The following is a 21,215-nucleotide window of genomic DNA, read 5'->3' on the forward strand; positions in this document are numbered from 1 at the left end:
CGTTAGGTCGGCCCGCTATGCCGCGCATGGACCGGGATTTCCGGCGAGGTTCGTGGGCGCCAGGAGCACCTGTCGCAGCTCACGCCACTGAGGCGCAATCGCCGGCGAAATCGGCCTCAACCGACGAAGTTGCATGGATCGGTTCAGGCCGGTGCTTACGGTCGCAATATCGACCGCCGCCTTGACGATGTGGTTTGTCATTCCTGCGAGCACCGGCAGGACTTCGCGGGTCGCAAGCCCATGGCGCCAGAGCGATCCCATGAAGGTCAGGCGGCCGGTAACCAGTTTCCTCAGGGAGAGCCGATCCTGGCGATAGGCGAGCAGCACGGCATCGACGGCGCCCAGCCTGGAGTGTCGGAAGCTGCGTAGCAGGAGATCCTGGTCTTCCGCATAGCCAATGCTGGAATCATATGGGTTGTCTCTGAACCAGGTCGCGCGCCCGCACCAGGTGGGGTGCGGAAACGGAAAGCCGGCAAAAGGCCGCGCCACGATGTCCTGATGGACACGACCGACCGGCAACTCGCCGACGAGCTCACCCGCGCTGGTGAAGACCACGGCGCCGCAGCCGATAAGATCGAGCCTGGGATCCTCGCGCAACCTCGCGACCTGCCGGGACAGACGATCCGGGAAGCAGATATCGTCAGCGTCCATCCGCGCAATGAACTCACCGCGGCTGAGCGTGACCGCCTGATTCAGTCGGACCGCAAGGCACGACGTGCTCGCCTCGCGGACCAGCCGAATGCGCGGATCGTTGAAGCCAGCGACAATGGCACCGCTCTCGTCGAAGGAGCCGTTATCGATGACGATCAGCTCCCAATCCGCAAGCGTCTGCTGCAGCACCGAGCGCACAGCCGCCTCCACGGTCACGGCGCTGTTGCGCATCGACATGATGACGGAAACGAGGGGCGGCCGATCCGGGATGCTCATTTGCAGGCCGGTGATCGCCGCAGTTTTCGCGCTGGCATCACATCGTGGCCAGTAGCGTCATGCCCGGCAGCCCGAGGCCGGACTTGATGACGCAGAAGCGTAAGGGGAATTTTTCCATGGTCTCCTCGACGGCGCGTGATGGATTTCATAGCCGAGCTTGAACGCCTGGTCGCATTCGTAAAAGATCCGAGCGGACACGCCGATATGCGTTCCCCAGTCGAACACCACCGATGGCTTGAGGTGGCATGGCGCGACAGTCATGAGCAGCAATTCGTTCTTCGGGTATGGGTGCGTGCCCGCCACCTGTACGATCTTCTCCAAAAGCAAGCTCGATAGCGTCCAGAAGATCGACCTTGAACTCGGACGCGATCGGGTTGCGGACGGGATCAGGCCAGGAGCTTTTGACAACCTGAGCCTCGACGGTCCGAGACTTGACGGTCCGGGACTTGATGGCCTGAGCCTTGCGGGGAGCTTGCCGACGAACACGCGTGCACTCGGAAGCGGCATGATGCCCCCTTGTTCCGTATCGCGCGCGCTGGTCAATCACCAGTCTATCAGACCAGAAGCCATCCGGGGGGATAAAGATCACCAGTTTTTCGCTTGGCCAATTCAGTCGCCGCAAACCACGCCCGCGGCGCGACGACAATCTTGTCCGGCGCGCGATTGAGCCACGCCCCCCACCAGCTGAAGGAGCTGTTGGCGATGACGTGATGGCGGCAACGCGCCATCAGCGCCATGTCTTCCCAGGGCCGCTCCGGATCGCCGCGGACGTGAACGAGGCGCGATTTCGGCACGAAATTCAGGATCTGTTCCGCCGCGGCAGGATCATCGGAGAATACGAAAAGCTCCGTCCGCTCGCCGATCTCTCCTTCGAGGCGGCCGAGCGCCTCGCTGTAGTAGGGCTCGCCCAGAATGCCGTGGAATTCGGCCGTTCCAGGATTGAGATAATCGCCGCGCCGGACATGCACCGATATGGGCAGCCGGCTGGCTTCGATGCGCGAAAGCACGTCAGCGGCCGCGCCGCCGAACGGCTCGCGGGGAGAAAACCAGCCACGCAAGCTCTCCGTGATCGAGCCAAAATAGCGCTCGCTCTGGAAATAGCCGAACAGCGAGGTCTGCGGCCCGAGCGCCTCGAACGCAGCGTCGTAGTGGAAATGCGGCTCGCGATATTCATGCGGCGACGGCGCAAGCTTCGGCAGGCCCGCCCGCCCGAGCAGCCGATCGATCCGCCCCCTCCATTTGACGGGCGAAAAATTTTTATCGGGCTGCGGCACAATTTCAGCTTGCGCCGACGAGGCGACGGCCTCCGGCACAAGCAGGCGGTCCAGCAGAAACGAGCGGAGCGCATAATTGCGGAATCCGCTGAGGTCGAGGGCAAGAGGGACGCCATGACGCTCCGCAAGCGCCTTGCCGGCCGCATATTGGAACATCTGGTTACCTAGCCCGCCGATGAGAGACACCGTAATCACTTGGCACCTATTCCGCTGAGTGGGCGCGGCAAAGCACGGCGACCGCAGCACGTACGCCTTCATCAAGCCCGACCGAAGGCTGCCAGCCGAGTTCCGAACGAAGCAAATCTGGCGAGCCGACGAGCCAAGGCTCGTCGTCCCTGCGCATGTTGATTGCACCGAAACCAAGCAGGGACGCATCCGCGCCCATCGCCGCCGCGACGCGCTCGGCGAAATCTCGAACCGAATGGGCGCGACCAGTAGAAACGTTCCAGGTCGCGATGCCACCTTTGTCGCGACAATGCGAATCGGCCCGAAGCATGGCCTCGATAACGTCGTCAATGTAGACGAAGTCGAGGATCTGCGTGCCGGCCGATATGGCAACCCGCTCGCGTTTCGTCAGGCCGCTGACGAGCGCCGGCAGAAGCCTATGAGGTGCTTCACCCGCACCATAGACCTTGAAGAGACGTAACAGCCGGAAATCGGCGCCGTTGCTTTTAGCGATCGCGCTTGCCATGAGTCCGCCGGCCGCCTTCGATGAACCATAGAGCTTGCCCTGCTCTAGGGGCGAATCTTCCGTAAGCGGTTCCTGGGTCGATGGACTTCGATACTCCGAAAAGGTGCCCGCCATGATCATCCGCGCACGCCATTCGGTACAAAGCCGTACTAGGGTCGCCGGTAGCTCCACATTGATACGAATCATCTCATCGATGTCGCGGTGGTTCGGTCGGACACCATAAGCCGCCAGATGGAAGACCGTGTCGAAGGGCGCATGAAGCAGCCGCCGCAAGCCCGTCTCGGTGAAATCGTCGCAGGCAATGACGCTGATCCGGTCGTGCCATTCCGGCGGCAGCGCGCTGGATGATCTCGTCAAAACCGTGACGCGGCTGCCTTCCGACAGCAGGCGAGCGACGAGATGAGCCCCAATAAAGCCCGAGGCGCCAGTGACGAGAACGTTAACGGTCGGCATGATTCCTCAAGGCGTTACGATAGTGTTCGATTTGCCGATCGGTGATTTGCGCAGCGTCTGCTGGATTGGCTGTAAAGTCGCGATACCAGCCAGCGCTCAGTTCGATCGTATCCTTGAAGGATAAAGGGGGCGCCCAACCCAGCAGGCTTCGAGCCTTGGTGCTGTCGAGATGGAGGAAGCGTGTTTCGGGGAAACTGCCGGGCGCGTAGGTAATTTCCGGCGTTGTCCAGCTAGCACTGAGCTGTTCGACCAAATCCCGAACTGTCCGGGCGGCCTCATCGCTCGGACCGAAGTTCCAGTTGTCCGCGGCCAAGCGGTCGCCGCCCAACAGCCGAGCCGCGAGCACCAGATAGCCATGGACCAGCGCCATCACATGCTGCCACGGACGCACCGCGCCCGGGTTGCGCAGCGAGATCGGCTGGCGCTTCGTCACGGCGCGAACGAAGTCCGGGACGATCCGGTCGGCCGACCAATCGCCGCCGCCTATGATATTGCCGCCGCGGGCGTTAGCGATGAGCACACCATTGCCGCGCTCGGCCAGCGTCGCGCGGTAGGAGGCTGCAACCAGCTCGGCGCAGGCCTTGGAGGCGCTGTAGGGATCCTTGCCGCCGAGCGGATCCTGCTCGCGATAGCCCCACACCCAGTCCTGGTCGCGATAGACCTTGTCGGTGGTGATGCAAACGACGCACTTGACGTCCGGCGTGAGTCGCGCCGCCTCTAGCACATGCGCGGTGCCGAGCGCATTGGTGGCGAAAGCCTCGATCGGGTCCGCAAAGGATTTCGAGACCAGCGGCTGCGCCGCGAGGTGAATGACGACCTGCGGCCGATGCCTTGCAATCGCGCCGCGCACCGTGGCGAAATCGCGGATATCGCCGATGGTCGAAGAGATACCGTCTGCGATGTTTGCCGCCACGAACAGGCTGGGCTCGGTCGCAGGTTCAAGCGCAAGCCCCGCGACATCGCAGCCGATGCGCTTCAGCCAGCTGACGAGCCAGCCGCCGGTGAAGCCGCTGTGTCCAGTCACGAATACACGCGCTCCCCGCAATACGAGCTCGAAGTCGAGCAGAGGAGATTCAGGGCTTATGGCACTCATTTACGACCTTGCAGAATGGACACCGATCACCTTAAAGAGAGCACGGGCTGACGAAAAAGTTGCGAATGGGAGCCTGCCCGAGGATCGCCCGAGCCGGGATTCCGACCTGCCCCCCTTTAGCAAGAATGGGACATGCTATGAAAGCCTTCTCAGGCAACGGTTTGATGGACACGGGGTCCCTGTTCTTTAATCCCGAGTTGAGCCGTCTGACCACAAGTCGGACCACCTCGCTTTTTGCCGAGGACATCAAAGCGCACGATGCTGAGCTCAGGTCGGCCATCGCCGGCCGGCGCATCCTGGTGACCGGCGGCGCCGGAAGCATCGGCAGCGCCACGCTCGAGCTGCTGTTCCCTTACGCCCCTGCCGCCGTTCACGTCATCGACCTTGCCGAAAACGGCCTTGTCGAACTGGTCCGTGATTTCCGCTCGCGCCCGCAGTCGCTGGTCAGCGGCGAATTCCGCCTGTTGCCAATCGATTATGGCAGCGCCGCCGCCGAGCGCCTGTTGCAGACGGAGAAGCCCTACGATCTGGTGCTGCACTTTGCGGCCCACAAACACGTCCGGTCCGAGAAGGACGTTCCATCGGTCATCCAGATGATCGACACCAACGTCGTCAAGATGCACCGCTTCACCAAATGGCTGCAGAAGTACGGCCATGGAAAGCGCTATTTCGCGGTATCCACCGACAAGGCGGCGAACCCGACCAGCCTGATGGGCGCGAGCAAACGTCTGATGGAGCATGTGCTGTTTTCGATCGGCAACGAAGGCGCTTCGGTGACATCCACGCGTTTCGCCAATGTCGCCTTTTCCAATGGAAGCCTGCTGCAAGGCTTTCTGTACCGGCTCGCCCGCCGACAGCCCCTGGCCGTGCCGCGTGAGGTACGCCGCTACTTTGTGAGCCCGAGGGAAGCGGCGGAGATCTGTCTGTTGACCGCGGGCGCCGCCGCACCCGGACACATCACCTTTCCCCGACTTGATCCGAACGAACACTTGCGGCCCCTGGTCGATATTGCCGTGGCGCTGCTGCAAGAACTTGGTCTGCAGCCTGCGTTCTACGAGCACGAGGCGGAGGCATGTGCGGCAACCGAGACCGAACTCAAGCGCGGCTCCTATCCCGTTCTGCTGACCCCGCTCGATACCAGTGGCGAAAAACCCTACGAAGAGTTCGTGGCCGTCGACGAGAAGCCAGCACCGACGGACTTCGCCGCGTTGAGCGCGTTGCGATACGTGCCGCCCCCGATCCCCCTCGAACCGGCCCTGGCGTTTTTCGACGAGATCGCGACGGATGCGGGCATGAAACTGGAGAAATCGGACATCGCGCGCCACGTCGCCTCTGTCGTTCCCGGCTTCAAGCACATCGAGACCGGCCGCAGCCTGGACGACCGCACCTAGGCGCCCCGGCCTTTGGCGTGGGCAACCAGGCCACGCAGCCCATCCTCGAGCGTAATCGACGGCGACCAGCCGGTCGCATCCCTGATCGCCGCAATGTCGGCGATCACGTCCGGTATGTCGTTGACGCGCCGGTTGCCACGGCTGACGAACGGTTTGCCGACATTGGCGGCGCTGCGCACGATCTCCGCCACCTGCGCGACCGAGTAGGACTTTCCCGAACCAATATTGAAGACAGCCCCGGGTCTGGGATTCCTGCGAATGCAGTCGATAGCGCCGACGACGTCGTCGAGATGCACGTAATCGCGCCTCGGCGTATCGTCCTCCACCACGATGGCGGCGCTAGAATCGATCGCCTGCTCGACGATGTGCGGAATCAGGAAATTCACCGGCTGTCCCGGGCCGTAGATGTTGAACGGACGCACGATCATCACCGAGACCTGCAGGCATTCGAAGAAGAAGCGGCAGGCGTCTTCGGCGGCCTTCTTCGAGAAGGCATAGGGATTGTTCGGCTTCAGCGGCGCGGTTTCCGGGATCGGCAGCGTCTCGGGAATGCCGTAGCAATAGCCGCTCACATGGATCAGCCTCGCCTGGGTCTTCCGGCAATAGTCGAGCACATTGACCGTGCCGAGCACATTTATGCGGTAGAAATCGGCCGGTTCGCTCCATGATGCCGGCACAAAGGTTCGGCCCGCGAGATGAATGACCCAGTCGACGGTAACGTCTGGAAAGGCGCCTGCCGCTACGTCGAGCACGCCGCGGTCCGGTGCATGGACCTCGACGCCCCGCTCTCTCAGAAGCTGGACGAGCCTGCGGCCAACAAAGCCGCGGCCGCCCGTCACCAGCACACGGTCGGTCACAGGAAGCGCTTCCGGTCCTTCTCGAACTCGATGGTGGCGCGTTCGTAGTCGTCCGGTCGACCGATATCGAGCCAGTAGCCATCATGCCGTTTGACATTGACCGGCTCGCCGGTCGCGATGAGTTTGAGCATCAATTGATCAAACCCGAAGGGGCCGGTCGGCGGGATATGATCAAGCACGCGCCGATTGACGCCATAGATGCCCATGCTGACAAGTTGGGGCAGCTTCGGCTTCTCCCGGAATTCCAGCAGGCGTTCACCCTCGACGCCAAGAACGCCATAGTCCAGGACCTGGTCGCGACTGGTCGCACCGATGGTAAAGATCGCGCCGGATGCGACGTGATCTGCAAGAAATGTTGACAGATTCAGATCACTCAACACGTCGGCATTGATGACCAGAAAATTGTCCGGAAGATCACTGATCAGTCGAAGAGGCGCGATCGTGCCCAGAGGCTCGTTTTCAAGGGAATAGCGAAGCTTCAGTCCCCATCGCTCGCCGGTTCCGAAATAGGCCTTGATCAGATCGCCCATGTGATTGATCGCCAGCGTCGCCCCATCGTAGCCGGCATTCGTTAGTTTGCGGATCACGATCTCCACGATCGGCGTGTCCACCAGCGGGACCAGCGGCTTCGGAAGCGTCAGGGTGTAGGGCCGGAGGCGGGTGCCCCGACCGCCGGCCAGGATGACTGCGTGTTTCATGCTACGCTCGAGATTGGCTGCCCCGGCGGATCCAGCGCTGGCTGATCCCGGGACTGCAGGTCAGTGATACAGACATCGGGCGTCTTGCCCGAAAGAATGTCCTCATAGTACCCGGCAACGACCTCCCAGGTGAAGTGCTTGCGCCACCGCTCTCGTCCGGTCGTCCCCAACCGGGCAAGCATGTCTGGTTTGCGCATGCAATTTGCCATCGCCTTGGCGAGGTTTTGCGGATCGACGCGGGTATAGCCGAAAGTGTCTTTTGAAGCCTCGCAGAGCAGTCCGCTCCCGGTCCAGCGCACGATCTCGTCGGCATTGCCGACCGGAACCGTCAGGAATGGCGTTCCGGCCGCGGCCGCCTCGTACAATACCAGCGGAGAATATTCGATCCGCGAGGCAAAGACGAAGAGATCGGCAGCCATGTAGGCCTGAATCAACTCCGGCCGCGTCAGATCGGTCAGGATCGCCCGCTTCAGCGGTTGCGCGGAGGCTCTTGCAGCTATGCTCTCGATGCTCTCAAGGCGTGCAGATGGCGGCGGCGTGCCCGTGGTAGCTATGTGTGCGCCTTCACGCTGCATATCGGAACAAGGGGCCACGCCGATGGGTGCGCGCGGCCTCCTGCCAAGCTTGCGCAGGGCCAGTTGCTTGATGCCTGGCCATCCTTCGACCCGCGCGATGTGAGCAACGCGCCGGACGGCAGAGTCGATAAAGCGGGCGACGTGACCCAGCCGCGAGTTGACCAGACGGATGACGATAGCCTGGCGCAATTTTTCCAGCGCCCGCCGCACAAGCCGTCGCAACCCGGGCCAGCCCTCGCGCCTGGTCACGGCGACCGCACGAGTAGCTAGGGTCATGGCAAAGCGAACGGCGGCCTTTACGTGCCGGAGATATCCCGACTCGATGGCGGGCCATCCCGCGATCGACAGCAACACCGCGGATCGTCCACTTGTATCCAAGTGCAAGAACGCCTCGACGACGTCGCGATGGCCCTTGGCCTCGATCGGATTGCCGACGGTCATGAACAGGAACGCATCTTCCGGTATCGCCATCCGTTGGCGAAAGTCAGGATCCGCTTCCCGCTCGAAATCGGCCTCGCTGATGCCGTTGGGCAGCACCGTCAAATTAGTCAGGCCGATGTTTCGGACGAAATCGATGTCGCGATATCTTTCGGCGTTGAAGACGAGATGATCGAACTTCTTGAGGATGTCCGGAAGCTTCCGGAAATAGTCCGCGAAATCGGGCTCGTAGAGCCCCGAAAAGCCGCAAGGAATGAATACTTTGCGCGCCTTGATGTCGTCGAACACAGTCCACAGCGCATCAAAGCTCCATTGCTGCGCGGCCATGATGAGGATCGCGTCGACGGGGCACGTCCTGACGAACTCGCGATAAGCCTCGATCTCGCCGTTCAGGCCATAGGCCGACTTCCCGCCCGCATCGAACGCGCGAATCCTGACGCCGTTGACAACCTTCGATCGCCTGTCCGGATGGATACTCGTGGCCACCGTGACGTCATGGCCCCGCGCGGCCATGCGTTCGGCGATCTGCCGCATGACCTCCTGCACGCCGCCTCGGTGCGGCGGATAGGATTCACAGCAAAGCAGGAGGCGCAATCAATGTCCCTTCATTATCCGCAACGATGATTTGCCGCTCAAACGCGATCAACCTTAAATCGGAAAGCCAAATCGACGCAACGCTGTTCTCACGCTGCGAGCGACAGTCCGCGCGCCATTCAGCCGATAGCGATGAATGGCGAAATGATGCCGCAGGTTCCGGCACCAGAACGCGACGGGATCACTGTCCGGGTCAAAGCTCCGATCACCGAAGATCAATTTCCCAGCCATGGCAATTGCAGCACACATGGCTTCGATATCAGCGTCTCGCGACATCTTGTCCGGCTGACCGTGGACTAGGCACGCGATATCCTGATGAACGGGCTGAGGCTGCGGCACGCCGGTCGCCGCAGCCGCCAGGTTTTCAGCAGAGATCAAGATCAGCTTCTCCATGAACGGATTGGCGCCCTCGCGCGACATGCTGGTCGGCACCTCGCGATAGATCGTCAACCGCTCCGGAAGGTTGGCGACCCGAAACTGTCGTGCGATGCGCGACCAAAGCTCATAGTCTTCAGGTGGCTGGCGCGAGCGGTCGGTGGTGTAGACGCCGACCTGATCGAGCGCAGTCTTGCGCATCATCACCGAGGAATGGACGAAATAATTGTTGAACAGTAGCGCGAAGCGCAGGTCCGCATCATTCGTGGGATGATCGTGAAACCGGCCGGTCGGGCTATTCCCGATCCAAACCTCGGCGCGGGTGCCGACCAGCGCATGATCGGGATTGGCATCAAGAAACGCCACCTGCTGCGCGATGCGGGTCGGCAACGCCCAATCGTCGTGATCTTGCCGCGCGATATACCGGCCACGTGCCAGTGAAATGCCGCGATTGAGCGCGGCGGCGAGGCCCCTGTCCTCTTGATGATACACGCGCACCCTTGGATCAGCGACCTGATCGAGGAACTCTCGCGTACCGTCGGTCGAGCCGTTGTTGATCGCAATCAGCTCGAAATCGGTGAATGACTGATTGAGGATCGTGCCGAGCGCCTCCGGCAAGTCGACGCCGCCGTTACGCACCGACAACACGACGCTGACGGTGGGTGCGCGATCCTGATCAGTCATTATATGAATTCTCACGGCTGTCCAGAATCACGGGCTCAGGCACCGGAATGATGAATTGCCCTGTCCAATCGGGAATCTGGTTGATCTGCTGAACGATCTCCTGCCGCAAATTCCAGGGCAGGATGAGAACATAATCGGGTCGCCTGCTTGCGATCTCACTCGGGGCAAGGACTGGAATCCTGGTGCCCGGCAACAGCAAACCCTGCTTATGCACGTTGCGATCCACCGTGAAGGAGATGAAATCGCGGCCGATTCCGCAGTAGTTGAGCAGCGTATTGCCTTTCGCAGGCGCGCCGTAGGCCGCTACCGATTTCCCAGCTTCTATGAGCTCGATCAGAAGACGCAGCAGCGATCGTTTCAATTGCCGGACCCGATGCCCAAACGTCTCATAGGTGGCAAGCCGGTCCAGACCGGCCTGAGCTTCCTCGCGCCTGAGCTGCTTGACTTCATCAGGCACTTCCGTGCGGTCGTCGTGCGCAACATACAGTCGAAGCGAGCCCCCATGAGTAGAGAGGCGTTCGACATCGACCACCCGCAAGCCGTGGCGCGCGAACAGCGGCTCCAGTGCCAACAGCGACAAATAGGAATAATGCTCGTGATAAATGGTATCGAACTCGACATTGCGGATCATTTCCAGAACGTGCGGAAATTCGAAAGTCGCAACGCCCTTCTCGCCGAGCAAAATCTTGAAACCGGCAACGAAATCGTTGATGTCGGGCACATGCGCAAGCACATTGTTGGCAATGATCAGATCGGCAGTGCCACCCTGCTCGCGCAACCGCGTCGCCGACTTTGATCCGAAGAACGCCACCTCGGTCGGTACACGCCGCAGCTCCCAGGCCGCCTTGGCACAGTTGGCCGCCGGGTCGACCCCGAGGCAGGGGATGCCACGCTGAACGAAATATTGCAGCAGATAGCCGTCGTTGCTGCCGACTTCCACGACGCGAGAGCTGGCACCGAGACCAAGGCGAGCCGTGGCCTTTTCCGCAAAGGTCCTCGCATGGACGAGCCAGCTATCCGAGAAGGACGAGAAGTAGACGTAATCCGCGTGGAAGTGCGTCTCCGGTGTCTCGAAATCCTCAAGCTGCACCAGCCAGCAATGGTCGCAGACAAAGCTCTTGAGCGGATAGAACCGCTCGCTGAGCGAGGCATGTTCGGCGCGAACAAACGCATTCGAAATCGGCGTCATGCCGAGATCCACCAGCACAGCCGTAAGCGGCGCGCCGCAAGACCGACACATCGGAGAGCCAATGGCCATCGCACCTAGCCCCAATGCCGCCAAGGCGCACGACCCGACTGCCAGAGTTCTTCCAGCATCATCTTGTCCCGCAGCGTATCCATCGGCTGCCAGAAACCGTAATGTCGGTAAGCGGCGAGCTGCGCGTCGCGAGCCAACGCTTCGAGCGGCGTCGACTCCCAGGAGGTCTTGTCGCCCTCGATCCGGTCGATCACCGCTGTATTGAGCACGAAGAAGCCGCCATTGATATAGGCATTGTCGCCGGGTGGCTTCTCGACGAAGGATTTCACCGTCGACTCATCGATTTCCAACGCGCCGTAGCGGCCCGGCGGTCGCACCGCCGTCACTGTCGCCTGCTTGCCATGGCTGCGGTGAAACTTGATGCTGGCGGCAATATCGATATCAGACAGTCCGTCGCCGTAAGTGAAGCAGAACGGCTCCTGCGGATCGAGATAGTTGCGCACACGCTTGAGCCGACCGCCTGTGAGCGTAGTCTCGCCCGTATCCACCAGCGTGATCCGCCAGGGCTCGACGCTGCTCTGATGGTAGGTGACGCTGTTCTTCGTGGCATCGATGGTGACATCGGAGTGATGCAGCACGAAGTTCATGAAGTATTCCTTGATCATGTACCCCTTGTAGCCGAGGCAGATCACAAAATCCGTGATCCCATGATGCGCATAGAGCTTCATGATGTGCCAGAGGATCGGTCGCCCGCCGATCTCGATCATGGGCTTAGGCCGCACCAGTGATTCCTCGGATATTCGCGTACCCATGCCACCTGCGAGAATGACTGCTTTCATTTCATGACTCCCTACCTGCCGCCCCCTGATCCAGGGATTCGAGCTCTAATTCGTGCAAGATTCTGCGCGAGAAGTCGGGAGGCTCGCGCCAGATTTCGCGTGAAAAGTCCGGCGGTTCTGGCAACATTCCGCGCGATAAAGCCGGAAGCGTGGGCCTTCCACGTCTGGAACTCTTGCGACCTTGTCGTCTTCCACTTCTCAAAATCGTGCTTCCGCTCATCGAGGTCGCGCTTCAACTCCGAATGTTCGTAGTCCCATGCGGCTCTGCCCGATGCGAGATAGTCGTACGCAGATCTCACGGCCAGTACCGCCACTGTCAGCGGTCGATAATAGCTATCCGCCGCTGCGCGGTGATAGTTCTCGAAATAAGTCGAGCGCTCTTCCCGCGGATAGATCTGCGAGCGCGGGCTGACCACGGAATCGACGATGTCCGTTGGGACGCGCTTCTGCAGCACCAGTCCATCGTCGATGACGAGGTTGGAGCGACACAAATAGGCATAGACTAGGTTCATGTCGCTGCCCCAGGTCGAGGGGCGATCGCGAAATAGGTCGATCACCCGCGCCAGCTCCTGCCGTCGGAAGATCGAATAGATCAGGTTGGCCTTACCCATGATTTCAGGCTCCCAGAGAAATCGCGCCAAATCGACGAATTTGAAGGCGCTCGATTGGAAGCGTTTGAAACTCGGGTAGGACCGGACAACGTCGCCGTTCATGTTGATATTGACGACCTGACAAAACCAGGCCGAGGCACGCGGATTTCGGTCAAGCGCTGCGACCCCCCGTTCGAGGAAATCGGCCGGCCACAAATCGTCGTCGGAGGCCCAGAGAAACAGCGGAGCCCGCGCCTGATCGTATACGAACCAGAAGTTTTTTTCCGCCCCCAGGTTGGCTTCCTGGCGCATATAACGGAAGCGCGGGTCGGTGCCAGCGTAGCGTTCGCACAATCGCCTGACCGCGGGATTGGTCGAGGCATTGTCCGAGATGATGAGTTCGAAATCGGCAAATGTCTGCTGTTGGAAGCTCTCGAGCACCAGTGCGAGCAGTTCGGGGCGATTGTAGGTTGGAAGGCCAACGGAAACACGAGGTACGCTATCGGTCATCTAACGGTCAGTTCTGTGGAGCCACATGCGACGCAATGGGATGCGACAGGCCAGGGCCGGCCGGCTTCCAGCGCAGGGCCAGCAGGAGTTCGTGCCTGAACAGGCAATACGCGGCGAACTTACGCAACTGCCCGGTCGTTCGCGATTCCAGACCGAGCGCGTCGATTGCCGCGAAATTCTCGTGCATGACCATCTTGTGATATCGGTGCAACGACCGGCAATCCCTGATGTAGTTCTGCCATCCCCGCCAGTTGGGCAGCCGGCCGCCGACCTGTTCCCATCTCGCCTGCTCGCAAACGGTGCGGGGCGCCGTCTTGTAGAAACCGATTTCAGGAATAACCCGTATGTCTCCCCGGAAAGCCAACAAGATCTGCATCGGAATTTCGTTGAGCGTCGCACCGATCCATTCTGTGATCGGCTTGCCGTTGTGAAACAGCGCCTCCCGCCTGAACACGCCGTAGACCAGATTGCCGTAGACGTGCCGGAGCAGATGCTTCACCCGCTCCACCGGCGACCGTGAGGAAAACGCTTTAAAAGGGGCGCCTTCGAAAAAGAACGGAAACAACATCTTCCCGTCGACTTCGTATTGCGCTTCCATCTGGCACACGACGAGCCGGGGATCCGCCTTCAACCGCTCGACGCAGCGCTCGACGAAAAACGGCTCCCAGCGATCATCGTCTGCTGCCCACATGAAAAACTCGCCGCGGGCCCTCGGCAACAGAGAGGAGAAATTTCGCATCGCGCCGATGTTTTCCGGATGCCGGTAATACGTGACCCGCTCGTCTCTGCTGGCGAAATCGTCGACCGTCGCCCGAACAGCCGGATCCGGCGACGCGTTATCCGATACGATGATCTCGATATGCCGGTAGGTCTGGGCTTGAATCGACGCCAGCGTCCGCGCCAGGCCTTCCGTTCGGTTGAACGTCGGTATGCCGACTGTGACGAGTGGTTCGGTCACGCCTGACTGCAAATCATCGAGACGGTCACGCCGTAGCTGCGCTTTTCCGTACGTCCTGGCGAGCGAGCGAGCGACGCAGCCACGCATTGCCAAACGCAATGAAGGGCTTTTCGACCACGAAATATGTGACTGATGATGCGGCTAGCGTGAGGCCCGTTAGAGCCAGGTAAAACCAAACGAAATTTGCCATGGGCGATAGCCAGGAGATATTGACGGGAACTGCGTGGATCAACGCAAGATGCCAAAGGTATCCGCTAAAGCTGATCTTTCCGATCCAAACGATATACTGATTGACGAAGGTAGTGCTACGGAATCTCTCAAGTGTGATCGCAATCCCCGCAAAAGCTACCGCGAAAGAGGCGTGAAAGCCGAATTCGGCCCACCCGATACCGAACCGATAATACGCTTCGAGTACAATGATAACTGGCATGAGCGAGATGAAGGCCACTTGAAATGGCCGGCGCACGACTTCATGCCCCTCATCGCGGATGATGAAGTAAGCCGTCATCCCGATCAGAAACACGGGAAGCTGATGGACGAAGTTCAACGTTGAAAAAACCTGGTATACGACGTTCCACGACTGTGGCGTGACATGTTTTGCCGCCGCTTGGATCGATGCGTAGGCGATTGCGGCCGGCGCCAGCGCAATCAAGGCCGCCACCGCTGCAGCCCGCCATGATTTGATATAGCTCACGAGGATCGGGAAGACGGCATAAAACATCATTTCGACAGCGATGCTCCAGCCACCAGGAACGACACTGCTGAATGTACTCGGCAGAAAGCCGTGCGCGAACAGCGTCGTCAGAATGATATGCGTAGCGCCGATCCCGTCGGGCTCAAGTCCCCTTGGCCCTACCCCGTCCTTTAGGGTAAAGTAGATTATGGCAAGCCAAAACATCGGCGCAATACGAAAGAGCCGCCGAATGTAAAATGCGCCCACACCGTCGGTGCGTCTGTGGTACGACATACAAAGTGTGATCGCGCTCGCCACAAAGAACAGTTGGACGCCGCGTGCGCCTTGGTCACCGATTTGGTAAACATAGCCTTGCAGCCCACCGATCATCTGCGATGAGTGCACAAAAATAACGAGCAGAATTGCGTAGCCGCGCAACGCGTCGATATATCCGTATCTGACTTGGCCGCCCATCGCCGATTCTCTTCAGGCGATTCGCTTGATATAGCTGTCCGGCCAATAAGAGACGCGAGCTGCCGAAACTCCCTCGCGAAACGGCAGCTCGGGCTCCTCGATCCTGAAATCGGGATTCTGCTCTACGAACTGGAGCGCCGCTTGACGCGGATTGTTCCAAGACCAATCGGGCGCCGATCGCGGGGCACCCTCGACCATCTCCATGATACCGTCGCATGCAAGAATGTAGGATCCGACGTTGATCAGCGGAGAATAGGCCGCGAGCTCTGCCAGTACGTGATCCTTGCTGTGCTTCGCATCCAGAATGACGAGCACGCGTTCATCGGGAGCAATCAGGGAACTTACCTTCGCGATCGTCTCCGGCGCTACCGACGAGCCTTCGATGAGCGTTATGCTGGGGAAGAGCTTGTGCTCCTCGATCGCCTTCCGATTGTGTGGACGGATTTCGATATCGACACCGATCACGCGACCGCGCCCGATCACCTGCAACAGCCCGGCATGGAAGATCAGCGAGCCACCGTGCGCAATGCCAGTCTCGACAATGACGTCAGGCTTCAATTGCCATATGAGCTCCTGAAGCCTGATCAAATCGTCGGGCAACTGGATGATCGGGCGCCCCATCCAAGCAAAATTATAGACATATTTTGCGTCCCACGTCGCCCGCAGCCAGACCTTGGAGATCAGCTCGAAGCCCTCCTTTGAGGCAAAAGTGAGCTTGCTCGCTCCATTATCCGGAGAAATCCAGCCGTCTTTCTCATCAATCAAGATCACGTTGAAAACTCCTTGATCGCATCTGGCGTCGACAAGAGCCCAGGCAGATCATCGACAAGAGACCGCGGCTTCCAGTCGAGCAAATCGCGCAGTCGCTGAACGTTGATCGGCTCAAAGCTGACGATCGGACCCGAGCCGAATTCAACTGAGACTCCGGCCTTCCCGAGTTGATCCGCAATTTGTCGGTGGCTCGTGTTTTGGCCGGACGCCACGTTGTAGATCGGTTCCATTCCTTGCACCGCCACCGCCGCGATGGCCCGACATGCATCGTCTATATGTATGTAGTCCTTCGTGCTCGCGGGTGCTTGCATGATCCAAACGCTCCGACGACTGCGCGCATCCGCAAGAATCGACGTCAGAAAATTCGACGATCGATCGTTCCCGCCGTAAACGTTCGAAAGGCGGCAAACGCGGCCGCGATCGCCCGCGAGGCGGAATGTTAGCGCCTCCCCGAGGAGCTTGCTCAGCGTGTAGATACCGTCGGCATCAACGGAAGACGCCGCGATGGACGTCAGTTCGTCCGTCGTCCGCTCGGACTTGTAGAGGCGCGTCGATGAGAGATAAGTAAAGGACGTGAAGTCCTTGCTCGAAAGCAAGTCTGCAAGACATACGACGTGAGCCTGAACGGTTTCGACGGGCTTGCTGCGAAAGTCCGACGTCAGGCCAATCGCGTAGACCGCGTGTCCAAGATCGGCCGGCGTCTGTGCAATGGTGTCACGCGTCACCGCGATCACGTCGGCCCCCGACCGCCGCAGACTCTCCACCAGTGCGGATCCGACGTAGCCCGCAGCGCCGAATACGGTGATCCGATCAGTCATACGGCACACGCTCGAATCTTCAGTCGCCGGATGATCACAGAGTGATGCCCCTGAACGATGGCAGCAGCGCCTTGTCGCGATCGGACATGATCATGGAGTTGAGAGGCCAGCCGATGTTCAGCAGCGGATCATCGAAGCGAAAACCCCGACCAGCATCCGGAACGTAGGCAGGCGTGATTTCGTAGTCGACTTCGGTGTCGTCGACCAACGTCTGAAAACCATGTGCGAACCCTTCCGGAATGTAGAGCATAATACGATTGTCGGCACTTAGCTCTTCACCGTGCCACCGACCGTAGCTTGGTGAGCTCTGGCGCAGATCAACCATAACGTCGAAAATCGCACCGCGCGTGCATCGGACCAACTTGGTCTCGAGATACGGCGGAGCCTGGAAATGCATGCCGCGCAGCGTACCAGCACGCGTGTTGTAGGAGACCGAACACTGGACGAAATCAGATTCGAGCCCATGCGCACGGAAGGTTTCGGCGCAGAATCTCCGGGCGAAAGCTCCACGTTGATCGGAGATCAACTGCGGCACGATACGGAAGGCGCCGGGGAGATGAAGTTCCTCGATAATCATGGGACGTTTCGGTAGGGCGGCGGCTGGTCACACACGGGTGACGTTCCATTCCAGTGATGGCCGAACGGGGCCCGGAATCGCGTCAAACAGACCAGTCGCCCGCAGCTCCGAAACGAAAAAGCGCAGAGCATCCTGCACGTAAAAATGCACCTTCTGAGGATTGACGGACGTCAGCGCCACCCCAACGACAAACGAGCCAAGGTTGAGGAAGCCGCGAGGAATGGACATTGTGCAACTATAGACACCGGGTGCAAGTTCGGAGGTTTGCGGCGGAGAGCTTACAAAGACGTATTGATCCTGCAGAAACACGTGGAAGTTCGGAACCATGACATATCCCGGCTTCAGCACCTCGAACTTCATCTCGATGTTGATCAGCTCGTTTCTGTCGACCGTATCGGTATCATTGAACTGATCGACGACCAGCCGTGCGCTGCAGAGCCGCGCGACGTCATCGCCTGGTGCAATGGCATCCGGGGCAAAAGTCATCGAGGATCTGCCTGCGACCCTCTCGGCCGCGGCTTCTTCCGCCAACTCCAGGGCGCCGTCGTGCGTTTCCGCTTTCCCATGCTTTAGGTGCCTTGCACGCTCCGCCGATACGGCCGCGGCGTGAACGCTCGCGTAATATTGGTCGCAGATCTCGTCCACTGGACCGAACGCGACGATCCGGCCGGCCTCAATCAGGATGGCCTTGTTGCACATCGACCTGATGATCTTGTCGGAGTGGCTCGCCAGAACCATGATGGGACTTCGTCCGATGAAATCCTTCATGCGCGCCTCGGCGCGTTCGGTGAAACGCAGGTCGCCGGTGCCGAACCCTTCGTCCATCAGGATCACGCCGGGGTCGAGCGAGGTCACCAACGCGAAACCGAGACGCATCGTCATGCCCGTCGAATAGGTGCGCACCGGAAGGCTGAGATACTCGCCGAGTTCGCAGAACTCCTCGATTTCCGGAATCTTCGCCTCGATTTGCCGTCGGGTCATTCCGATCAGCATTCCGGAGGTGATGATGTTCTCGTAACCGGTGTCCTCGCCGTCGAGGCCGGGCATGGCGTCGAACAGCGGCGTGACGCGCCCCTCGACCCGAACGGTACCGGAGACCGGATGATAGATGCCGGCCATGAGCTTCAGCAGCGTCGACTTGCCGGCGCCGTTGTGGCCGACAAGTCCGACACGGTCTCCGTCACGCAGCGTGAACGAGATGTCGTTCAGGGCCTTGACGGTGACGCGGTCATTATTCTTGCCCTCTCGCTCGATTGCGCCGCCTGTCGCGCGCTGGAACAGGGCTTTGCGCAGGCTACGCTGCTGCGCTCCATAGATCGGGAAATGCGCGCTCACATTTTCGAAGACGACGGTCGCCACTTCTGTCAGCTCCAATAGGCGATGCGCCTGCGGAAGCGCTTGAACATCGCATAGCTCAACCACCATCCACCGATGCACATCACAATCATGACCATGTAGCTGATCGCGTCCGGCACCCTGCCCATCATCGGCGCGCGCACCACGTCGAGCACGTGATAGAGCGGGTTCAGGTCCACGAACAAGATGCGCCGCATACCCGTCAGCGTATCGGCCGGCCAGAACAATGGTGTGACCAGCATCGAAATCTGGATCACGCTCGTCACTAGTTGCGGCACGTCGCGAAATCGCAGGCAGACCAGCCCCAGGAACAGCGAGATCCAAACGGCATTCAGGATCACCAGCGCGAGCCCCGGCAGCGCCAGCAACAGCGTAAAGCTGATGAGCGAGGGCTTCAGCACCAGCACGACCAGGAAGTAGACAACGAGGTTGTGCAGGAAGACGAGGAGGTTGCGCCAGATTAGGGCGTAGGCGAGGACGGAATAGTCGAACCGGATGTTTCGGAACAACGCCTGCCCAGCGATGAACATGCTGCAGGCCTCCGTGGCAATGGTCGAAACCAGCATCCACACGACCATGCCGCTCGCCAGGAACGGCAGGTATTCATAGATATTCTGGTGCCAGAGTGCCGCGCCGACGAAACCGACCGACAGCGTGTAGATCGCAAGCGTGATCGAGGTCCAGAACGGACCGATCGTCGTCCTGCGATAGCGTCGTTTGACATCGAGCCAGCCCAGTCGCCCCCATAGCTCGCGCTTGGAGAGGCCGCGCACCAGATCCTCGGCGGCGGTTTCTTCCAATGAGCGAAGTTCGGGGTTGAGCTCGCCAACCGGTTCCAAGACCATCGTCATCGTGAGCTCCACGATCCCCGCGCGCTCGCCGCGCGGCTGCCAACCTTGCGCACGGCCCTGCAGCCGTGGCGATTTCCAACCAGAGTCGTCATTCGTCAAAAACGTCCATGCTACCGCAGTCCGGGTGAAAAGCCCTCCACCCGGAGACTCCCAGAGGGAGCGAACACAAAGCGCAGCGATCGGATCGCCGCACGAAAAGCCGCACTCAGGCGGCTGCGACCAGATCCACGTCAAGATGAACGCGGACCTTGCGGCCGAGCATGTCGAGCAGAATGGCGACCCGGTGATGGTCCCCCATTCCGTCGAACAGCCCGGCATTGTCCATGAAGGCGCCTGCAAGCACCCGCACCTTATCGCCAGGCGCGAACGCCGGCCTGGCTTCCATCCTGACAAAGCCGCGCTCGTCCTCGCGCGCCCTCAACGCACCGAGCACGCCGCTCGGCACTGCGGCCGGCTCCTCGCCATTGCAGACGAGATGCGACACGCCCTGGGTCGACTGGATCGCGCGCCAGCGCTGCGTCGCCATGTCGATGGCCACGAAGATGTAACGCGGAAACAGCGGCTTTGCGACGAAATCGACCTTGCGCGCATGGCGCCGGCGCTTCAGGTAGCGCGGCAGATAGATCTCATAGCCCTGGCGCAACAGGTTATGCGCGGCCTTGGCCTCGCCGTTCACCTGGGTCTGCACCACATACCAGCGCGCCTCGACCGCCTCGCTCATGGTGCGCCCTCCGCTTTCCCGTTTCGTTCGCGCAAGCCCAGCAGACCCGGCGCGAGCACCCGCTCCGCACCGCACACCGCGGCGGCCGCGTCATAGGATGCACCGGCGTGCGCGACGTCGGTGACGATCACGGCGTCGAACGCCTCCTTCACCTCGTCATAGGACCTGAAGACATTGACGCCGACAAAGCGTGCAATCTCGGTTGCGGGATCGACGACCGCCACTACCGCAACGCCCGCCTCGACCGCGCAGAGGATTGCAACCTCGGCCAGGTCCGATTGGCCCGCCAGCACCACGCGGGAAAAACCTCTCGCCTTGGCCTCGTCGAGCACGCGCGCGCAATCGCTCTTGGCCAGCCGGAAGAAGGAAAACGAATTGGACAGGTATTGAACCGTGAGACGGGATTTCTCGGCAAAGCCCTGCGGCGTCAGGTAGTAGGCGTAGCGGCGCGCGGGCGCATCGCTCACCTTGACCAGCCCCTTCTTGATGCAGCGCTTGAGGTAGGCATTGACCAGGCCGAGCGCGATGCCGAGCTCGGCGGCGATGTGACGCTGCGAGCGCGCACCATCGCTTTCCACCGAACTCAACAGGCCAAGAACGATTCGCTCGTTCTCATGGTCTGCGTTTAGCAAGCGCTCCACCTCTCAAGCCTCCAGCCTCAGCGAAGGCTACTACCGCGTTCAAGCCGTGAACGTCAAGCGGAACGTTCAAGACGTGAATACATATAATCCATTGAAATCAAATACATTTTCTCCGTAGATAAAATAAGTTTGGCGGGACGATATAGAGGGCGGCGCGACCGGACCGCATATAGCAGGGCAAGATGCCG

At 60.3% G+C, this 21,215-nt stretch carries 22 protein-coding genes; 1 reads left to right on the top strand and 21 read right to left on the bottom strand.

From position 1 onward, the window contains the following. Positions 1-15: 15 nt before the first annotated feature. The 5 genes from AAFG50_RS29735 to rfbG form a co-directional block, all read right to left on the bottom strand. Entirely contained in the window at positions 16-888 is an 873-nt protein-coding gene (locus AAFG50_RS29735) for a glycosyltransferase family A protein (RefSeq protein ID WP_157862138.1), read from the bottom strand. Between the two features lie 96 nt (positions 889-984). Further along, on the bottom strand, positions 985-1,248 hold the full coding sequence (locus AAFG50_RS29740) for a hypothetical protein (RefSeq protein ID WP_129557340.1): 264 nt from the start codon (positions 1,246-1,248) through the stop codon (positions 985-987). A 233-nt stretch (positions 1,249-1,481) separates the two neighbouring features. Further along, complete coding sequence (locus AAFG50_RS29745; RefSeq protein WP_028173178.1) at positions 1,482-2,396, bottom strand: alpha-1,2-fucosyltransferase; 915 nt, start codon at positions 2,394-2,396, stop codon at positions 1,482-1,484. Positions 2,397-2,403: 7 nt separating this feature from the next. Then, positions 2,404-3,345: an NAD(P)-dependent oxidoreductase gene (locus AAFG50_RS29750; protein WP_028173177.1), complete on the bottom strand. Its 942-nt coding sequence runs from the start codon at positions 3,343-3,345 to the stop codon at positions 2,404-2,406. Further along, entirely contained in the window at positions 3,332-4,369 is a 1,038-nt protein-coding gene (rfbG, locus tag AAFG50_RS29755; RefSeq protein ID WP_231166543.1) for a CDP-glucose 4,6-dehydratase, read from the bottom strand. The genes AAFG50_RS29750 and rfbG overlap by 14 nt, the downstream gene beginning before the upstream one ends. Before the next feature lie 206 nt (positions 4,370-4,575). On the opposite strand from rfbG, the gene AAFG50_RS29760 reads away from it, so the two are divergent. Further along, a complete protein-coding gene (locus AAFG50_RS29760; RefSeq protein ID WP_231166544.1) occupies positions 4,576-5,829 on the top strand; it encodes a polysaccharide biosynthesis protein in 1,254 nt (417 codons plus the stop codon). Here the strand turns inward: AAFG50_RS29760 and AAFG50_RS29765 are convergent. The 16 genes from AAFG50_RS29765 to AAFG50_RS29840 all read right to left on the bottom strand — a co-directional run bounded on the left by AAFG50_RS29765 (position 5,826) and on the right by AAFG50_RS29840 (position 21,027). Continuing rightward, complete coding sequence (locus AAFG50_RS29765) at positions 5,826-6,686, bottom strand: NAD-dependent epimerase/dehydratase family protein (protein WP_028173174.1); 861 nt, start codon at positions 6,684-6,686, stop codon at positions 5,826-5,828. The genes AAFG50_RS29760 and AAFG50_RS29765 overlap by 4 nt on opposite strands. Further along, the gene (locus AAFG50_RS29770) at positions 6,683-7,384 is read right to left on the bottom strand and encodes a nucleotidyltransferase family protein (protein ID WP_028173173.1); all 702 of its coding nucleotides are present in this window, start codon (positions 7,382-7,384) and stop codon (positions 6,683-6,685) included. The genes AAFG50_RS29765 and AAFG50_RS29770 overlap by 4 nt, the downstream gene beginning before the upstream one ends. Beyond that, complete coding sequence (locus AAFG50_RS29775) at positions 7,381-8,931, bottom strand: glycosyltransferase family 4 protein (protein WP_129557341.1); 1,551 nt, start codon at positions 8,929-8,931, stop codon at positions 7,381-7,383. Before AAFG50_RS29775 ends, AAFG50_RS29770 begins: the two co-directional genes overlap by 4 nt. A gap of 114 nt (positions 8,932-9,045) precedes the next feature. Next, positions 9,046-10,005 (bottom strand): glycosyltransferase, encoded by a 960-nt coding sequence (locus tag AAFG50_RS29780; RefSeq protein ID WP_157862139.1) that lies wholly within the window; start codon positions 10,003-10,005, stop codon positions 9,046-9,048. 37 nt (positions 10,006-10,042) lie between these two features. Beyond that, on the bottom strand, positions 10,043-11,308 hold the full coding sequence (locus tag AAFG50_RS29785) for a class I SAM-dependent methyltransferase (protein ID WP_039185636.1): 1,266 nt from the start codon (positions 11,306-11,308) through the stop codon (positions 10,043-10,045). A 5-nt stretch (positions 11,309-11,313) separates the two neighbouring features. Further along, complete coding sequence (gene rfbF / locus AAFG50_RS29790; protein WP_028173172.1) at positions 11,314-12,087, bottom strand: glucose-1-phosphate cytidylyltransferase; 774 nt, start codon at positions 12,085-12,087, stop codon at positions 11,314-11,316. Positions 12,088-12,098: 11 nt separating this feature from the next. Continuing rightward, entirely contained in the window at positions 12,099-13,187 is a 1,089-nt protein-coding gene (locus AAFG50_RS29795) for a glycosyltransferase family A protein (protein WP_060908273.1), read from the bottom strand. Between the two features lie 7 nt (positions 13,188-13,194). Next, complete coding sequence (locus tag AAFG50_RS29800; protein ID WP_049832467.1) at positions 13,195-14,145, bottom strand: glycosyltransferase family A protein; 951 nt, start codon at positions 14,143-14,145, stop codon at positions 13,195-13,197. A gap of 25 nt (positions 14,146-14,170) precedes the next feature. Beyond that, the gene (locus AAFG50_RS29805; protein WP_049832466.1) at positions 14,171-15,292 is read right to left on the bottom strand and encodes an acyltransferase; all 1,122 of its coding nucleotides are present in this window, start codon (positions 15,290-15,292) and stop codon (positions 14,171-14,173) included. 12 nt (positions 15,293-15,304) lie between these two features. Next, positions 15,305-16,063 carry a CmcI family methyltransferase gene (locus tag AAFG50_RS29810; RefSeq protein WP_028173171.1) on the bottom strand — a complete coding sequence of 253 codons (759 nt, stop codon included), beginning with the start codon at positions 16,061-16,063 and terminating at the stop codon, positions 15,305-15,307. Next, positions 16,060-16,881, bottom strand: a complete 822-nt coding sequence (locus AAFG50_RS29815; RefSeq protein ID WP_049832465.1) for an NAD(P)-dependent oxidoreductase — start codon at positions 16,879-16,881, stop codon at positions 16,060-16,062. The genes AAFG50_RS29810 and AAFG50_RS29815 overlap by 4 nt, the downstream gene beginning before the upstream one ends. Before the next feature lie 34 nt (positions 16,882-16,915). Then, a complete protein-coding gene (rfbC, locus tag AAFG50_RS29820) occupies positions 16,916-17,458 on the bottom strand; it encodes a dTDP-4-dehydrorhamnose 3,5-epimerase (RefSeq protein WP_028173170.1) in 543 nt (180 codons plus the stop codon). Between the two features lie 27 nt (positions 17,459-17,485). Next, entirely contained in the window at positions 17,486-18,895 is a 1,410-nt protein-coding gene (locus AAFG50_RS29825) for an ABC transporter ATP-binding protein (RefSeq protein ID WP_245285072.1), read from the bottom strand. After that, positions 18,823-19,764, bottom strand: coding sequence for an ABC transporter permease (locus tag AAFG50_RS29830; protein ID WP_049832464.1), 942 nt, complete (start codon positions 19,762-19,764; stop codon positions 18,823-18,825). Before AAFG50_RS29830 ends, AAFG50_RS29825 begins: the two co-directional genes overlap by 73 nt. 106 nt (positions 19,765-19,870) lie before the next feature. Beyond that, positions 19,871-20,386 carry a transcriptional activator RfaH gene (locus AAFG50_RS29835; RefSeq protein WP_028173169.1) on the bottom strand — a complete coding sequence of 172 codons (516 nt, stop codon included), beginning with the start codon at positions 20,384-20,386 and terminating at the stop codon, positions 19,871-19,873. Further along, positions 20,383-21,027, bottom strand: coding sequence for a winged helix-turn-helix transcriptional regulator (locus tag AAFG50_RS29840; protein ID WP_028173168.1), 645 nt, complete (start codon positions 21,025-21,027; stop codon positions 20,383-20,385). Before AAFG50_RS29840 ends, AAFG50_RS29835 begins: the two co-directional genes overlap by 4 nt. Positions 21,028-21,215 lie beyond the last annotated feature (188 nt).

The organism is Bradyrhizobium sp. B039 (assembly GCF_038965675.1).
Classification (GTDB): domain Bacteria; phylum Pseudomonadota; class Alphaproteobacteria; order Rhizobiales; family Xanthobacteraceae; genus Bradyrhizobium; species Bradyrhizobium diazoefficiens.

Excerpts from the sequence above, each read along its gene's own strand:
- rfbF (WP_028173172.1), bottom strand. The coding sequence starts at position 12,087 with ATGAAAGCAGTCATTCTCGCAGGTGGCATGGGTACGCGAATATCCGAG.
- AAFG50_RS29835 (WP_028173169.1), bottom strand. The coding sequence starts at position 20,386 with ATGAGCGAGGCGGTCGAGGCGCGCTGGTATGTGGTGCAGACCCAGGTG.
- AAFG50_RS29770 (WP_028173173.1), bottom strand. The coding sequence starts at position 7,384 with ATGAAACACGCAGTCATCCTGGCCGGCGGTCGGGGCACCCGCCTCCGG.
- AAFG50_RS29785 (WP_039185636.1), bottom strand. The coding sequence starts at position 11,308 with ATGGCCATTGGCTCTCCGATGTGTCGGTCTTGCGGCGCGCCGCTTACG.
- AAFG50_RS29805 (WP_049832466.1), bottom strand. The coding sequence starts at position 15,292 with ATGGGCGGCCAAGTCAGATACGGATATATCGACGCGTTGCGCGGCTAC.
- AAFG50_RS29775 (WP_129557341.1), bottom strand. The coding sequence starts at position 8,931 with ATGCGGCAGATCGCCGAACGCATGGCCGCGCGGGGCCATGACGTCACG.
- rfbC (WP_028173170.1), bottom strand. The coding sequence starts at position 17,458 with ATGATTATCGAGGAACTTCATCTCCCCGGCGCCTTCCGTATCGTGCCG.
- AAFG50_RS29735 (WP_157862138.1), bottom strand. The coding sequence starts at position 888 with ATGTCGATGCGCAACAGCGCCGTGACCGTGGAGGCGGCTGTGCGCTCG.
- AAFG50_RS29795 (WP_060908273.1), bottom strand. The coding sequence starts at position 13,187 with ATGACCGATAGCGTACCTCGTGTTTCCGTTGGCCTTCCAACCTACAAT.
- AAFG50_RS29760 (WP_231166544.1), top strand. The coding sequence starts at position 4,576 with ATGAAAGCCTTCTCAGGCAACGGTTTGATGGACACGGGGTCCCTGTTC.
- AAFG50_RS29815 (WP_049832465.1), bottom strand. The coding sequence starts at position 16,881 with ATGACTGATCGGATCACCGTATTCGGCGCTGCGGGCTACGTCGGATCC.
- AAFG50_RS29750 (WP_028173177.1), bottom strand. The coding sequence starts at position 3,345 with ATGCCGACCGTTAACGTTCTCGTCACTGGCGCCTCGGGCTTTATTGGG.